The sequence below is a fragment of the Streptococcus sp. 1621 genome (assembly GCF_013276615.1).
Classification (GTDB): domain Bacteria; phylum Bacillota; class Bacilli; order Lactobacillales; family Streptococcaceae; genus Streptococcus.
This window is the reverse complement of the sequence record NZ_VMLJ01000034.1, coordinates 1-15,334: the sequence shown is the minus strand read 5'-3', so window position 1 is coordinate 15,334 and position 15,334 is coordinate 1. Positions and strand designations below refer to the sequence as shown.

Sequence of the window (15,334 nt, the reverse complement as noted above, 5' to 3'; positions counted from 1 at the left end):
TTATACTGAAAGACGAAAACGGTAGGTGAGGCTACCATAGGGATACGGATGACTACCGCAAAGCAGTGGAGACACTACTCGTTGGTCAACAGTCCTGGTCGCGAAGGCCAAGACTAAGCTCATTACATTGCCCTATGGAGTTAAAGCTTGAACGAAAAACAGATAATTAGTTTTTTAATCCTGCCATTTTATGGTGGGATTTTCTACTGTTTAAATCAAAGAAAGGAGATAAACGATGCAAATTGACGATCATCCGGAACCGCACATACACAGCCAATCGCTGATTTGTGTCGTTCTGTCCTTATAAAGTGATTGGTCTCTGTGTATGAAACACATCATTCATACAGATAGGAGAAACCAATGAAAACTACAAAAGAAAGATTAGCAACAGCTATTCATACATCTTTAAACGAAACTCTATCTTTTTATAAGACAAGTCTAACAGGCTTGACTGAGGAGCAGGTGGAGAAAAATCGTGACCTATATGGCGAAAATACCATCACAAAGGGTCAAGAAGACAGTATCCTCAAAAAGATTTACGAATCCATTATCAATCCTTTTACGATTATCTTACTGGTCATCGCCGTGATTTCCTTGGTGACCAATGTCTGGTTGGCAAAACCAGGTCAAGAGGATCCGACGACTTCTATTATCATCGTTGTCCTAGTCCTCATTTCTGGTGGCATACGCTTTGTCCAAGAACTCCGTAGTGATAAGGCTGCGACCAATCTATCAAAAATGATTGTCAACACAGCGACTGTCATTCGTCAAGGAGAAATTCAAGAAGTACCTATCGATGATTTGGTAGTGGGTGACGTGGTTAAATTAAGCGCTGGAGACATGATTCCAGCAGATCTTCTTTTATTTGAGTCGCGCGATTTCTTTGTACAACAGTCGGGCTTGACAGGTGAAAGTGAATCGGTTGAAAAATTGGCCTTGACCAAGGCAACAGTTCAACAATCTGATAGTCTGCTAGAAGCAGAAGCGCTCTCCTTTATGGGAACCAATGTCTTGTCTGGTAGTGCCAAGGCCGTGGTTTTAGCAGTTGGTGATGATACCATGATGGGGGCCATTGAGCAGACTTTGAACACCTATGATGAGCCTACTTCGTTTGAACGGGAGATGAATAGTATTTCGTGGCTCTTGATTCGTTTGATGCTGGTCATGGTGCCTATCGTTTTCTTGTCCAATGGTTTAACAGATGGAGATTGGTTAGAAGCTGGCGTATTTGCTTTGAGTGTTGGTGTTGGATTGACACCTGAGATGCTTCCTATGATTATCACGGCCAGTCTAGCAAAGGGCTCCATCATTATGGCCAAGGAAAAAGTGGTTATCAAGAAACTCAATGCCATACAGGACTTAGGGGCGATTGATATTTTGTGTACAGATAAGACAGGAACTCTAACCCAAGACGAAATTGTCCTTGAATATCCCTTGGACATCCACGGACGCTTGGATTTGACCGTCTTGAGACGAGCTTATCTCAATTCTTATTTTCAAACGGGCTTGAAAAATTTGATGGACAGAGCCATCATCAAACGGACTGAAAAGGAAGCCAAAGAACACACCCTCTTACAAAATCTGGATCAAACTTTTCAAAAAATAGATGAGCTTCCCTTTGATTTTGAACGTAGACGGATGAGTGTTATCGTTAAGGATGAACACGAAGTTGTTAGTTTGGTAACCAAGGGTGCCCTAGAGGAAATGTTGACGATTTCCAGTTATGCGGAATACCAAGGAGTGATTACTCCCTTGACAGATGTTATTAGAGAAGAAATTTTAGCAGAAGTCAGACAACTAAATCAACAAGGTTTGCGTGTCTTGGGAGTGGCCTATAAGTCAGGTTTGAGGGAAGGCCATGCCTATACAGTTGATGATGAAGGGGAGATGATTCTAACTGGTTATTTAGCCTTCCTAGATCCTCCTAAACCATCTGCAGCACCAGCAATTAAGGCTCTATTAGAACATGGAGTTCAAACAAAAATTTTGACGGGAGACAACGAAAAAGTTACCCAAGCAGTCTGTGAAAAGGTTGGTTTGGATATCAATCAGATGCTGTTAGGATCTGAAATCGATCAGATGAGTGATCAAGAATTGGCTCAAGCCGTGGAGGAGGTAACCGTCTTTGCCAAGCTTTCACCTGACCAAAAAGCAAGGATTATTTTGCAATTTAAGGCTAATGGTCATGCTGTAGGCTATATGGGAGATGGGATCAATGATGCTCCTTCTATGAAAGTTGCAGATGTGGGAATTTCTGTTGATACAGCAGTAGATATTGCCAAAGAAACAGCTGATGTTATCCTACTTGATAAGGATCTCATGGTGCTTGAAAAAGGACTTGTTGAAGGGCGTAAGGTCTATGCCAATATGACCAAATATATCAAAATGACAGTGAGTTCTAATTTTGGAAATATCTTATCCCTATTGGTCTCTGGAATCTTTTTGCCATTTTTACCAATGGCACCAGTCCATTTGATTATCCTAAATCTAGTCTATGATTTGTCTTGTATTGCCTTGCCTTTTGACAAGGTGGATAAAGATTTTTTGAGAAATCCGCATACCTGGGAAGCTAAGTCCATCACACGTTTCATGATTTGGATGGGGCCTATATCTTCTGCCTTTGATATTTTGACCTTTATTTTGCTCTATTTTATCATTGTACCCATGACGACAGGTCAAGTTTATGTTCATGGGGCAGAGTCTGCCGTAGGATTTATTGTCTTGTTTCAGACAGGTTGGTTTATCGAGTCCATGTGGTCACAGACCATGGTTATTCATATGCTGCGTTCAGCTAAAATTCCCTTTTTACAAAGTCGTCCGGCTTGGCTAGTCCTTGTGACAACCTTATTGGCTGCAGCCTTTGTGACCTTCCTTCCCTACAGTCCACTCGCAATCCTACTTCATCTAACTCCTTTAAAACCGATTTATTTCATCTTTTTACTTTTCATCATTATTTTGTATATGATTAGCGTGACAATTGTGAAAAAAATTTATATCAAGAAATATCAAGAATGGCTGTAAATTTTATTTTGTCAAGAAAAAAGTACGAAAATGACGAAAAAAGTCAAAAAAATTTAAAAATAGGTCGCAAGTCGGATGTTTTTTATGGTATAATAGACTAAACTGATAGTAACATGTAGCGAAAGGGGTAGGTACATGATTAAAATTTATACAGTCTCAAGTTGTACTAGCTGTAAAAAAGCAAAAACCTGGCTCAATGCCCACCAGTTAAGTTATAAAGAACAAAACCTTGGTAAAGAAGGAATTACGAGAGAAGAATTACTGGATATTCTAACCAAAACAGATAACGGAATAGCCAGCATCGTTTCGTCTAAAAATCGCTATGCCAAAGCCCTTGGAGTGGATATTGAAGATTTGAGTGTCAATGAAGTCCTTAATCTGATTATGGAAACACCGAGAATTTTAAAGAGCCCAATCCTTGTGGATGAAAAACGCCTGCAAGTTGGCTATAAGGAAGACGATATTCGTGCCTTCCTACCACGCTCTGTCCGTAATGTAGAAAATGCAGAAGCACGTTTGCGTGCAGCTCTATAAACATCAAGGCTGGGAGCAATTCCCAGTCTTATTCTATTTTAATTTCAAAAAGAAAGAAGAAAGAAATGAAAAAAATAGTTCTTGTTAGTCTAGCTTTCCTTTTTGTCCTGGTTGGTTGCGGACAGAAAAAGGAAACTGGACCAGCTACAAAAACAGAAAAGGATACGCTTCAGTCGGCATTGCCAGTTATTGAGAATGCTGAGAAGAATACAGTTGTGACCAAGACTTTGGTCTTGCCCAAGTCAGATGATGGTAGCCAGCAGACACAAACCATTACTTACAAAGACAAGACTTTTTTGAGCTTAACGATTCAACAAAAACGTCCAGTCTCAGATGAGTTGAAGACCTATATTGACCAACATGGAGTGGAAGAAACTCAAAAAGCTCTTCTTGAGGCGGAGGAGAAGGATGAGTCCATCATAGAAGCTCGTAAATTGGCAGGATTTAAGCTTGAAACCAAATTATTGAGTGCAACAGAACTTCAAACAACAACTAGTTTTGATTTTCAAGTTCTGGATGTCAAGAAGGCTTCTCAGTTAGAATATTTGAAGAATATTGGCTTAGAAAATCTCTTGAAGAATGAACCAAGCAAATATATTTCAGACAGATTGGCAAATGGCGCGACAGAACAATAGAAAATCCAAATAAATAGACTGCCTGAATTGTAGAACGTAAGGAATTATGCTATAATGGTACTATTCTAAGGAAAGAGGGTGTTAGAATGGGATTTACTGAAGAAACAGTACGTTTTAAATTGGACGATTCCAATAAAAAAGAAATTAGCGAAACTTTGACTGATGTCTATGCTTCGTTGAACGATAAGGGCTACAACCCAATCAACCAAATCGTAGGTTACGTATTGAGTGGAGACCCTGCCTACGTTCCTCGTTATAATAATGCACGAAATCAAATCCGTAAGTATGAGCGTGATGAAATCGTTGAGGAATTGGTCCGCTACTACCTTAAAGGACAAGGAGTCGATCTGTAACCTATGAGAATTATGGGATTGGACGTCGGTTCAAAAACGGTAGGGGTGGCGATTAGCGATCCGCTCGGTTTTACGGCTCAAGGACTTGAAATCATCCAAATCAATGAGGAGCAAGGCCAATTTGGTTTTGACCGCGTTAAGGAGTTGGTTGATACTTATAAGGTGGAACGATTTGTAGTGGGCTTGCCTAAAAACATGAACAATACAAGCGGACCGCGCGTAGAAGCTAGTCAAGCATACGGAGCAAAGCTAGAAGAGCTTTTTGGTTTACCAGTAGACTATCAAGATGAACGCTTGACAACAGTGGCCGCTGAGCGTATGTTGATTGAACAAGCAGATATCAGTCGCAATAAGCGCAAGAAAGTCATTGATAAGTTAGCAGCTCAGCTGATTTTACAAAATTATTTAGATAGAAAATTTTAATATAATATAAAGGAGAGGCTATGTCACACGATCATAACCACGACCACGAAGAACGTGAACTAATTACACTAGTAGATGAGCAAGGAAATGAAACCTTGTTTGAAATCCTTTTGACGATTGATGGAAAAGAAGAATTTGGTAAAAACTATGTTCTTCTAGTACCAGTTAACGCAGAAGAAGACGAAGACGGACAAGTTGAAATCCAAGCTTACTCATTCATCGAAAACGAAGATGGAACAGAAGGCGAATTGCAACCAATCCCAGAAGACTCAGAAGACGAATGGAACATGATTGAAGAAGTCTTCAACAGCTTTATGGAGGAGTAAAAACATCCAGTGGACGTGTTTAGCCCTGCGCTAGAAAATAGAAACGCAGGCATATCCAGTGAACATTTTTACCCCAGTTCCTTAAAATAAGAGAGAACTGGTAAGTCCGGGGGACGTTTTTAGCCTGACGCTAAAAATAAAGACCGTAAGTAAGTCTGGGAGACTGTATCAGCCCAACTCCTAGAAATTGGAAGAGTTGGAACGTCCGGAGGACGTTTTTACCCCAAGTTAATATTCATAGTTGCTAGTGATTAGCTAACCAGGTGAGAGGTCGGGACGAAAATCCTGGCCTCGTTTTTGTTAGTTATGAGACTTTATTGAGGCAGTTGATTGAACCTGTAATTAAGGAGATGTATATGTTTGAAGTAGAAGAATGGCTCCATAGTCGGATTGGTTTGAATTTTCGATCAGGTTTGGGTCGAATGCAGCAAGCGGTGGATTTGTTAGGAAATCCCGAGCAGTCTTATCCTATTATCCATGTAACAGGGACTAATGGGAAAGGATCTACCATTGCTTTTATGAGGGAGTTATTTATGGGGCATGGTAAAAAAGTCGCGACCTTTACCTCCCCTCATATCGTCTCTATCAATGACCGAATCTGCATTAATGGGCAACCTATAGCAGACGCAGACTTTATCCGTTTGGCTGAGCAGGTCAAGGAGATGGAGAAAACGCTTCTGCAAACCCATGACCAGTTGTCCTTTTTTGAATTGCTGACCTTGATTGCTTTCCTCTACTTTAGGGAGCAAGAGGTGGACTTGGTTTTACTAGAAGTGGGAATTGGTGGCTTACTTGATACGACTAATGTGGTAACTGGAGAGCTTGCTGTCATCACTTCCATCGGGTTCGATCATCAAGAAACTTTGGGCGATAGTCTAGAAGCAATCGCAGAGCAGAAAGCTGGTATTTTCAAGGCTGGTAAGAAGGCAGTGATTGCGAAATTGGCTCCAGAAGCTAGGCTTGTCTGTCAGAAAAAAGCAGGATTTTTAACTGTTGACCTTTATCAGGCAGGTCAAGATTTTTCAATGCTGAATGGGGATTTTTCAAGTTCTTTACTAAATATTTCGCAGTTGAAAATAGGCTTAGAAGGAGCTTATCAGCAGGAAAATGCAGCCTTGGCGTTGCAAACTTTTCTTCTTTTTATGGGAGAAAGAAAGGAATCTGTTGATGAGCAGGTTGTAAGAAAGGCTTTGGAGAAGACCCATTGGGCTGGCCGTTTGGAGCGTATTTGTCCTCAGATTTACTTGGACGGTGCTCATAACCTTCCTGCCTTGACTCGCCTGGTGGAGTTTATCAAAGAAAAAGAGCAGGAAGGCTATCGTCCTCAAATCCTATTTGGAGCCTTGAAACGTAAGGATTATCAAGGGATGTTGGCTTATCTGACTGAGAATTTGCCTCAGGTGGAACTCAAGGTGACTGGTTTTGACTATCAGGGAGCTTTGGACGAAAGGGATGTGACAGGTTACGATATAGTTTCTTCTTACCGAGAATTTATCAGCAGTTTTGAAGAAAGAGCAGATACGCAGGACTTGTTATTCATTACAGGGTCTCTCTATTTTATCTCAGAAGTACGGGGCTACCTACTGGGGCATGAGCAGATGAATTGAACTCCTTTTTTGAACTTGTTATACTAGGGGAATTGCTGGTTAGAGAAAATTTCTCTAAATTGGTAGCAGAAAGGAAATCCATCATGAAATTAAAAAGATTCACACTTTCTCTTGCTTCTCTAGCAAGTCTTAGTCTCTTAGTAGCTTGTTCACAAAGAGCTCAACAGATTCAACAACCAGCAGCTCAAGCGCAAACACAACAAACTCAGCAATCACAACCTGCTGCTTCATCGTCTACAGAAAATACAAACTAGGTAGCAACAAGTTCTTCACAAAATGCGCCCGAGGCTCAACCGACCGATATTGATGGAACTTATACTGGTCAGGATGAAGGAGGCCGTATCACTTTGGTAGTGACTGGTACAACTGGTACATGGACTGAGTTCGAATCTGACGGGAATCAGAAAGTCAAACAGCTCACATTTGATGCAGCAAATCAACGCATGATTATTGGCGATGATGTCAAAATTTACACTGTAAACGGTAATCAAATCGTCGTAGATGATATGGATAGAGACCCATCGGACCAAATCGTTTTAGCTAAATAAGACTATGCAAGTAGAAAGTGCTGGATTTTTCATCCTTTTTACTTTTACCTAGAAAATAATCATAAATACTTGCCTTCTGTCGAATACCTGAGTTATACTAGTATCAATTACCTGTTTTTAGCATTCATACTCTTCGAAAATCAAATTCAAACCGCGTTAACGTCGCCTTGCCGTACTCAAGTACAGCCTGCGGCTAGTTTCCTAGTTTGCTCTTTGATTTTCATTGAGTATCAAAATATCAAGGAGGGGATATGAAATATAGAAAATTTCAATTATTGATGTCCAAGTATGGCTTTAGTCTTTCGATTATGCTACTTGAACTGTGTCTTGTTTTTGGTCTCTTTCTTTATTTAGGACGCATGGCTCCCATTTTATGGATTACTGTCCTCATTCTACTGAGTATCATCACAATCATTTCGATAGTCAACCGTAATACGACTCCTGAGAATAAGGTAACCTGGTTATTAGTAGCCTTTGTGCCAGTATTTGGCCCCTTGCTCTATCTGATGTTTGGTGAGAGGAGATTGTCCAAAAAAGAAATCAAACAACTGAAGAAGCTAGGCTCCATGCATTTCCAAGAAGCAAATAGCCAGCTACTAAAAGAGGAATTAAAAGAAAGTGACAAGGCGGCATATGGCGTCATCAAGTCCTTATTGAGTATGGATACCAATGCCGATGTCTATGATCAAACTGCCTCTACATATTTTCCTAGCGGAGAAGCCATGTGGAAAAAGATGGTAGAAGATCTTAAAAAGGCTGAGAAATTTATTTTCTTGGAATATTACATTATAGAAGAAGGTTTGATGTGGAATCGTATTCTAGAAATCTTGGAGCAAAAGGTCGCTCAAGGCATTGAGGTTAAACTGCTCTATGATGATATTGGCTGTATGGCTACTTTAACAGGAGATTATGCACATCGACTTCGTCAGCTGGGCATCGAGGCCCATAAATTCAATAAAGTTATTCCTCGTTTGACAGTGGCCTATAATAACAGAGATCATAGAAAAATATTGATTATTGATGGTCAGATAGCTTATACAGGAGGCATTAACTTAGCCGATGAGTACATTAACCACGTCGAGAGATTTGGTTATTGGAAGGATAGTGGAATTCGCTTGGACGGACTAGCAGTAAAAGCCCTGACACGCTTGTTTTTAACCACTTGGTACATCAATCGAGGAGAGATTAGTGATTTTGATCAATATCATTTAGAAAATCATTCTATCCCAAGTGACGGTTTAACCATTCCATACGGGAGTGGACCCAAGCCAATTTTTCGAACGCAGGTAGGAAAAAAAGTTTATCAGAGTTTGATCAATCAAGCAACGGAATCGGTCTATATTACGACACCTTATTTGATCATAGACTATGATTTAACAGAGACAATCAAAAATGCTGCTATGAGAGGGGTCGATGTTCGGATTATCACCCCTTACATACCAGATAAGAAGTTCATTCAGTTAGTCACAAGAGGGGCTTATCCAGACCTTCTTTCTGCTGGAGTTCGGATTTATGAGTATAGTCCAGGTTTTATTCATAGTAAGCAGATGTTGGTAGACGAAGATTTTGCGGTGGTGGGGACAATCAATCTCGACTACCGAAGCTTGGTACACCATTATGAAAATGCAGTCTTACTCTATAAAACTCCTTCTATAATGGAAATAGCCCGAGATTTTCAAAATATATTTGCAGATTCTCAGGAAGTCTATCCTCATTCTATCAAAACAAGCTGGTATCAAAAACTTGTAAAAGAAATCGCCCAGTTATTCGCTCCAATCTTATAAGAAATCTAGGACTGAGGACACAAACCAGTCCTATTTTTCTTGCCTTTTACGAATAGAAAGATATAGGAGGAACGATGCTGACTCAGAAAGAATTGGATTATATCATAACATTTAAACAGACACATTTACACCGTTTTCGGGAAATTGAAACCTTTGTGAAACTATGCAAAAAATCACTCAAACAGCCATCGCAAGCTGACAATCCTAGGACTTTTTGATATACTAAGACAGATAAATTGAATAGGAGAAACGATATGAGTGTGTATGGTAGAGTAGAAGAAGTTCATCAGGAGAATCGTGAACCTCTAGAATACCAAATCAAACAAGAATCGCATCATCGTGAATCAAGTCGTCTTCCTTTGGTGAAAATTTTACTATGGAGTACGCTTGTAACGGGGATAACTCTAGGAGTACCGCTATTACTCGATTTAATGAGTGCACAGGAAGTGCAGGATTTTTATACAGGTTGGGCCCTTCATCAGGCAGGGAAGATTTACAGCGATTATTATGGAAGTCAAGGTTTGCTTTATTATTTGCTGACTTACGTGACTCAGGGCGGATTTTTCTTTGCCATCTTTGAGTGGTTAGCCTTGGTAGCAGGAGGATTTTTCCTCTTTCGATCGGCAGACACCTTGACAGAGCAAGGAGACCAAGCTGGACAAGTGGTGACTATTTTTTACATGCTAGTTACAGGTCTTGCTTTTGGTGGAGGTTATGCGACTCTTTTAGCGCTTCCTTTCTTATTAGCAGCCTTTAGTTTAGTTGCGACTTATCTAAGCAATCCAAGCCATGATAAGGGATTTGTACGGATTGGGCTGGCTTTGGCAGGAGGATTTTTCTTTGCTCCCTTATCATCGCTCCTGTTTATTGCTGTAGTGAGTTTAGGCTTGTTGGTCTTTAACCTTGGGCATAGACGCTTTGCGCATGGGTTTTATCAGTTTCTTGCAGTGGCTTTAGGTTTTTCACTTATCTTTTATCCAACTGCCTACTATAGTGTTGCAACAGGAAGTTTTGGGGATGCCATTAGTGGTATTCGTTATCCTATTGACAGTATTAGCTTTGATTTCACTTCTAAAATTTTAGAGAATATGGCTTTTTATGGCTTGTTGTCCCTTGGTTTGGGATTTGTGGTTTGTATCTTTTTAGGTCTCTTTCAATCCAAGCCCTCTAAACTATACGTCATTTCGGTTCCTGCAAGTCTTGTGACAATTTTAGGTTTGATTTTGCTTTTCTTTTCACAAGAGCCTCTGCACGCTTCTTATTTGATGGTCGTCTTCCCTGTTTTCCTACTTTTATTGGTAACCAATATTAAGAGTCAACAGAGGGGGCGTAGTGTTAGAAGAAGACGAAGAGAAACGCCAGTTAGCCTATGGAGTCGTTTCTTCAAAGGAAATCTATATCTGCCAGTTTTAGGGCTTGTCTATCTTTTGTCTGTTCCTTTTTTGATGAAGTTTGTTCTTTATCCGGTACCTTATCAAGAACGTGATCGTCTTGCTGATTTGGTAAAAGAGGAGACAAATACGGAAGATGCTATCTATGCATGGGATGATACTGCGACTCTTTATCGTAAGAGTGAGCGCTTGTCGCCATCGGCGATTTTGTCTCCCGTGCACTATACAGCAACTGAGGAAAATCGGAATAAGTTACTCAATGACTTGAAAGAAAAACAACCTAAGGTGATTGTGGTAAATGACAAGGTGCCAGTCTGGTCTGAAGTAGAAACAATCTTGAAAGAAAATTACCAACAAGTAAAGACTGATTACTCAGAGTTTAAAGTCTATAAAATCAAATAACCAAATCAATATCTTGTGTATTTTTAAAAATTTTAGGATTTTTAACACAAGATATTGATTTTTCTTTTTAGAGTGGTATAATACTTTTTAGAAAGAACATTTTAGAAAAGAGCATGCATATGATTGCACTAGAAGAAAAAATTACAATTTTGCCAACTCTCTTCGTCGAGAAACGAGATGGGAGACGTGTTGTATTTGATGTGGATAAGATTGACAAGGCTCTCCACAAGGCGGCAGACAAGGTTATGGATGTGACACCCTTAGTCGAAAAGCGCCTAAATGCTCTGACCGAGCGTATTGTCACAGAAATTCATAGTCGCTTTCCACAGGGAGTTAAGATTTACGAAATTCAAAATATCGTAGAACATGAACTGCTTGAAGCCAAAGAATATGCGCTGGCTGAGGAGTATATTACTTATCGGACACAGAGGGATTTTGAGCGTTCAAAAGCGACGGATATCAACTTTAGTATCCATAAACTACTCAACAAAGACCAGGCAGTTGTCAATGAAAATGCCAATAAAGACAGCGATGTCTTTAATACCCAGCGTGATTTGACAGCGGGTATTGTTGGGAAATCAATCGGACTGCAAATGCTTCCTAAGCATGTAGCCAATGCCCACCAAAAAGGGGATATCCATTATCACGATCTGGACTACAGCCCCTATACACCTATGACCAACTGCTGTTTGATTGATTTCAAGGGGATGTTGGAAAATGGTTTTAAGATTGGAAATGCAGAGGTAGAAAGTCCCAAGTCTATCCAGACTGCGACAGCTCAGATTTCGCAAATCATCGCAAACGTTGCTTCTAGCCAGTATGGCGGCTGTTCAGCTGACCGTATCGATGAAGTTTTGGCGCCTTATGCAGAGAAGAATTATCAAAAACATCTCAAAGATGCAGAAGAATGGGTCTTGCCTGAAAAACGGGAAGATTATGCTTGGGAGAAAACTCAAAAAGACATCTATGATGCTATGCAATCTCTCGAGTATGAAATCAATACTCTCTTCACTTCAAACGGACAAACGCCTTTTACTTCTCTAGGCTTTGGTCTAGGAACTAGTCGCTTTGAGAGGGAAATTCAAAAAGCTATCTTGACCATTCGGATCAAGGGGCTCGGTTCAGAACACCGCACAGCTATCTTCCCTAAACTTATCTTCACGCTTAAAAGAGGACTCAACTTGGAGGAAGGGACACCCAACTACGACATCAAGCAGTTGGCTCTAGAGTGCGCAACCAAACGGATGTACCCAGATGTTTTGTCCTATGATAAGATTGTTGACTTGACAGGTTCTTTTAAGGTACCTATGGGTTGCCGTTCTTTCCTTCAAGGATGGAAAGACGAGAATGGCGTAGAAGTCAATTCAGGTCGGATGAATTTAGGTGTTGTGACGGTCAACCTTCCTCGTATTGCCCTCGAGTCTGAGGGTGACATGAATAAGTTCTGGGAAATCTTTAACGAGCGTATGAATATCGCTGAAGATGCTCTGGTTTACCGTGTCGAACGAACTAAGGAAGCAACACCAGCAAATGCTCCTATCCTGTATCAATACGGTGCTTTTGGTCATCGTCTAGGTAAAGAAGAAAGCGTTGACCAGCTCTTTAAGAATCGTCGTGCGACAGTTTCACTGGGCTATATCGGCTTGTATGAAGTAGCGACAGTTTTCTTTGGTAACAGCTGGGAAAGCAATCCAGATGCTAAGGAATTCACGCTAGACATTATTCGAGATATGAAACGCCGTGTAGAAGAGTGGTCTGACCAATATGGATATCATTTTTCTATCTACTCAACACCGTCTGAAAGTTTGACAGACCGTTTCTGCCGACTAGATACAGAGAAGTTTGGTTCTATTCCTGATATTACAGATAAGGAATACTACACTAACTCTTTCCACTACGATGTTCGTAAAAATCCAACACCGTTTGAAAAATTAGACTTTGAGAAAGTCTATCCAGAAGCGGGTGCGTCAGGTGGTTTCATTCATTATTGTGAGTATCCAGTCCTCCAGCAAAATCCAAAGGCCTTGGAAGCTGTCTGGGATTACGCTTATGATCGTGTGGGATATTTGGGAACCAATACTCCGATTGATCGTTGCTATAAGTGTGATTTTGAAGGAGATTTTGAACCAACTGAGAGGGGCTTTGCTTGTCCTAACTGTGGCAATAGCGACCCTAAAACAGTAGACGTTGTTAAACGGACTTGTGGCTATTTAGGCAATCCTCAAGCAAGACCTATGGTCAACGGCCGTCACAAGGAAATCGCTGCGCGTGTCAAACATATGAATGGCTCAACGATTAAAATAGCTGGCCACCAAGTAACAAATTAGAAAGAAATAAAATGGGGAAATATCAATTAGACGATAAGGGTCGCGCACAAGTGACTCGTTATCACGAGAAACACTCTAAAGGTGGAGCTGATAAGAAAGAACGCTTGCTCAGCCTCAGAGAACAATTTTTAAACAAGAACAAGAAAAAATAAAAGTGAGAGTCAGCTCTCGCTTTTCTCATAGTGGGAGGTAAGGATGGAATTACGCAGACCAAGATTAGCAGATGAAGAAACAGTTTTAGAGATGATGGCAGAGTTTGAAAAGAGCCAATCAGCCCATGATGGCGGATTTTGGGATACAGAGAACTTTGTGTATGAAGAGTGGTTGGAAACAAATATGCAAAAAGAAATGGGAATAAACTTGCCTGAAAATCGTGTTCCTTCTATTCAATTTGTATCATTTGATGATGCAGGTCATGCTCTAGGATTTTTGAATCTGCGATTGAGACTGAATGAGGGTTTACTGAATTATGCTGGCCACATTGGCTACTCCATTCGTCCATCTGAAAGAGGCAAGGGTTATGCAAAAGAGACTCTCCGTCAGGGCTTGCAAGTTGCTAAGGAAAAGAACATCAAGAAAGCTCTAGTGACCTGTAGCGTGAAGAATCCTGCTAGCAGAGTAGTTATTCTAGCAAATGGAGGTCTCATTGAGGATGTTCGCAATGGTGTGGAGCGTTATTGGATAGAGGTAGCGAATGAATAATCCAAAACCACAAGAATGGAAAAGTGAGGAACTCAGTCAAGGGCGTATTATTGATTACAAGGCCTTCAACTTTGTGGATGGAGAGGGTGTGCGTAACTCTCTCTATGTATCAGGCTGCATGTTTCACTGCGAGGGGTGTTATAATGTTGCGACTTGGTCTTTCAATGCAGGAATTCCCTACACAGCAGAATTAGAAGAGCAAATCATGGCAGATCTTGCCCAGCCTTATGTTCAGGGGTTAACCTTACTGGGAGGGGAACCCTTTCTCAATACGGGAATTCTCTTGCCACTCGTGAAACGTATCCGGAAGGAATTGCCAGATAAAGACATCTGGTCCTGGACGGGCTATACTTGGGAAGAAATGATGTTGGAAACTCCAGATAAATTGGAACTCTTATCACTGATTGACATTCTTGTCGATGGACGATATGATCGAACTAAGAGGAATCTTATGCTCCAGTTTCGAGGTTCGTCCAATCAACGCATCATAGATGTGCAAAAATCGCTCCAAAGTGGGCAAGTAGTGATTTGGGACAAGCTTAATGATGGAAAAGAAAGCTATGAACAGGTGAAGAGAGAATGAAGAAAAAAGACCTGATAAAACAACTGGTTTCAGAGATAGAAGCTGGAAAAGTCAAAACACTGGGAATATACGGTCATGGAGCTTCAGGTAAATCAACCTTTGCACAGGAATTGTACCAAACCCTAGATTCTGCAAAGGTAAACTTATTGGAAACCGATCCTTACATTGCTTCAAATCGTCATTTAGTGGTGCCAAAGGAGACTCCAGACCAAAAAGTGACCGCTTGTTTACCTGTGGCACATGAATTGGCAAGTTTAGAAAGAGACATTCTCGCTTTAAAGGCTGACATGGATGTCTTAACAATTGAAGAACCTTGGAAGGCTAGTGAGGTCTTGTCTGGAGCAAAACCGATTTTGATTGTCGAAGGGATGTCTGTTGGCTTTTTACCCAAAGAACTCTTTGACAAAACCATCTGTTTCTACACGGATGAGGAGACCGAATTAAAGCGGCGCCTTGCTAGAGATACGACTGTGAGAAATCGCGATGCATCCTTTATATTGGCTAGCCATCAGATGAGACGGGAGCAGTATCTGCTATACTATAAAGAAACTGAGTCAAGGGCGGACATTCTAGTGGACCAATCAGAAGGTAAATTTGAGGTCAAGAGGAGTCAGTTTATATAGAAGAAAATCCCTAATTTTAAAAAGAAAAAATAGGAAAACAGTTTCATCGCAAAAAAAGCTAACTTCTCAAAGTAA

Annotated in this window: 14 protein-coding genes, 1 pseudogene and 1 riboswitch; all 15 genes and pseudogenes read left to right on the top strand. The window is 40.6% G+C overall.

Annotation, left to right across the window (positions count from 1 at the left end):
- The first annotated feature begins 15 nt into the window (after positions 1-15).
- Positions 16-166, top strand: a riboswitch (M-box (ykoK) riboswitch).
- A 194-nt stretch (positions 167-360) separates the two neighbouring features.
- The 15 genes and pseudogenes from mgtA to HT697_RS07545 all read left to right on the top strand — a co-directional run bounded on the left by mgtA (position 361) and on the right by HT697_RS07545 (position 15,259).
- Positions 361-3,021, top strand: a complete 2,661-nt coding sequence (mgtA, locus tag HT697_RS07615; RefSeq protein WP_173262769.1) for a magnesium-translocating P-type ATPase — start codon at positions 361-363, stop codon at positions 3,019-3,021.
- A 135-nt stretch (positions 3,022-3,156) separates the two neighbouring features.
- A complete protein-coding gene (gene spx / locus HT697_RS07610; RefSeq protein ID WP_000591165.1) occupies positions 3,157-3,555 on the top strand; it encodes a transcriptional regulator Spx in 399 nt (132 codons plus the stop codon).
- Between the two features lie 65 nt (positions 3,556-3,620).
- The gene (locus HT697_RS07605; RefSeq protein ID WP_004269739.1) at positions 3,621-4,190 is read left to right on the top strand and encodes an SP0191 family lipoprotein; all 570 of its coding nucleotides are present in this window, start codon (positions 3,621-3,623) and stop codon (positions 4,188-4,190) included.
- An 86-nt stretch (positions 4,191-4,276) separates the two neighbouring features.
- A complete protein-coding gene (locus HT697_RS07600) occupies positions 4,277-4,543 on the top strand; it encodes an IreB family regulatory phosphoprotein (RefSeq protein ID WP_000507059.1) in 267 nt (88 codons plus the stop codon).
- Positions 4,544-4,546: 3 nt separating this feature from the next.
- Positions 4,547-4,966, top strand: coding sequence for a Holliday junction resolvase RuvX (ruvX, locus tag HT697_RS07595; RefSeq protein WP_004239076.1), 420 nt, complete (start codon positions 4,547-4,549; stop codon positions 4,964-4,966).
- A 20-nt stretch (positions 4,967-4,986) separates the two neighbouring features.
- A complete protein-coding gene (locus HT697_RS07590; RefSeq protein ID WP_000017620.1) occupies positions 4,987-5,292 on the top strand; it encodes a DUF1292 domain-containing protein in 306 nt (101 codons plus the stop codon).
- A gap of 356 nt (positions 5,293-5,648) precedes the next feature.
- Positions 5,649-6,899 carry a folylpolyglutamate synthase/dihydrofolate synthase family protein gene (locus HT697_RS07585; protein ID WP_173219249.1) on the top strand — a complete coding sequence of 417 codons (1,251 nt, stop codon included), beginning with the start codon at positions 5,649-5,651 and terminating at the stop codon, positions 6,897-6,899.
- Between the two features lie 83 nt (positions 6,900-6,982).
- Positions 6,983-7,447 (top strand): annotated as a pseudogene (locus HT697_RS07580) (SP_0198 family lipoprotein).
- Between the two features lie 251 nt (positions 7,448-7,698).
- On the top strand, positions 7,699-9,231 hold the full coding sequence (gene cls, locus HT697_RS07575; protein ID WP_173219252.1) for a cardiolipin synthase: 1,533 nt from the start codon (positions 7,699-7,701) through the stop codon (positions 9,229-9,231).
- Between the two features lie 254 nt (positions 9,232-9,485).
- The gene (locus tag HT697_RS07570; RefSeq protein ID WP_173219255.1) at positions 9,486-11,024 is read left to right on the top strand and encodes a damage-inducible protein CinA; all 1,539 of its coding nucleotides are present in this window, start codon (positions 9,486-9,488) and stop codon (positions 11,022-11,024) included.
- A 119-nt stretch (positions 11,025-11,143) separates the two neighbouring features.
- Positions 11,144-13,351, top strand: a complete 2,208-nt coding sequence (gene nrdD / locus HT697_RS07565) for an anaerobic ribonucleoside-triphosphate reductase (RefSeq protein ID WP_173219258.1) — start codon at positions 11,144-11,146, stop codon at positions 13,349-13,351.
- Positions 13,352-13,362: 11 nt separating this feature from the next.
- Positions 13,363-13,503 carry a hypothetical protein gene (locus tag HT697_RS07560; protein WP_000521614.1) on the top strand — a complete coding sequence of 47 codons (141 nt, stop codon included), beginning with the start codon at positions 13,363-13,365 and terminating at the stop codon, positions 13,501-13,503.
- Positions 13,504-13,546: 43 nt separating this feature from the next.
- A complete protein-coding gene (locus tag HT697_RS07555; RefSeq protein WP_050142609.1) occupies positions 13,547-14,053 on the top strand; it encodes a GNAT family N-acetyltransferase in 507 nt (168 codons plus the stop codon).
- Positions 14,046-14,636, top strand: a complete 591-nt coding sequence (gene nrdG, locus HT697_RS07550) for an anaerobic ribonucleoside-triphosphate reductase activating protein (protein ID WP_033678521.1) — start codon at positions 14,046-14,048, stop codon at positions 14,634-14,636. Before HT697_RS07555 ends, nrdG begins: the two co-directional genes overlap by 8 nt.
- Complete coding sequence (locus tag HT697_RS07545) at positions 14,633-15,259, top strand: phosphoribulokinase (RefSeq protein WP_173219261.1); 627 nt, start codon at positions 14,633-14,635, stop codon at positions 15,257-15,259. Before nrdG ends, HT697_RS07545 begins: the two co-directional genes overlap by 4 nt.
- The last annotated feature ends 75 nt before the right edge of the window (positions 15,260-15,334 follow it).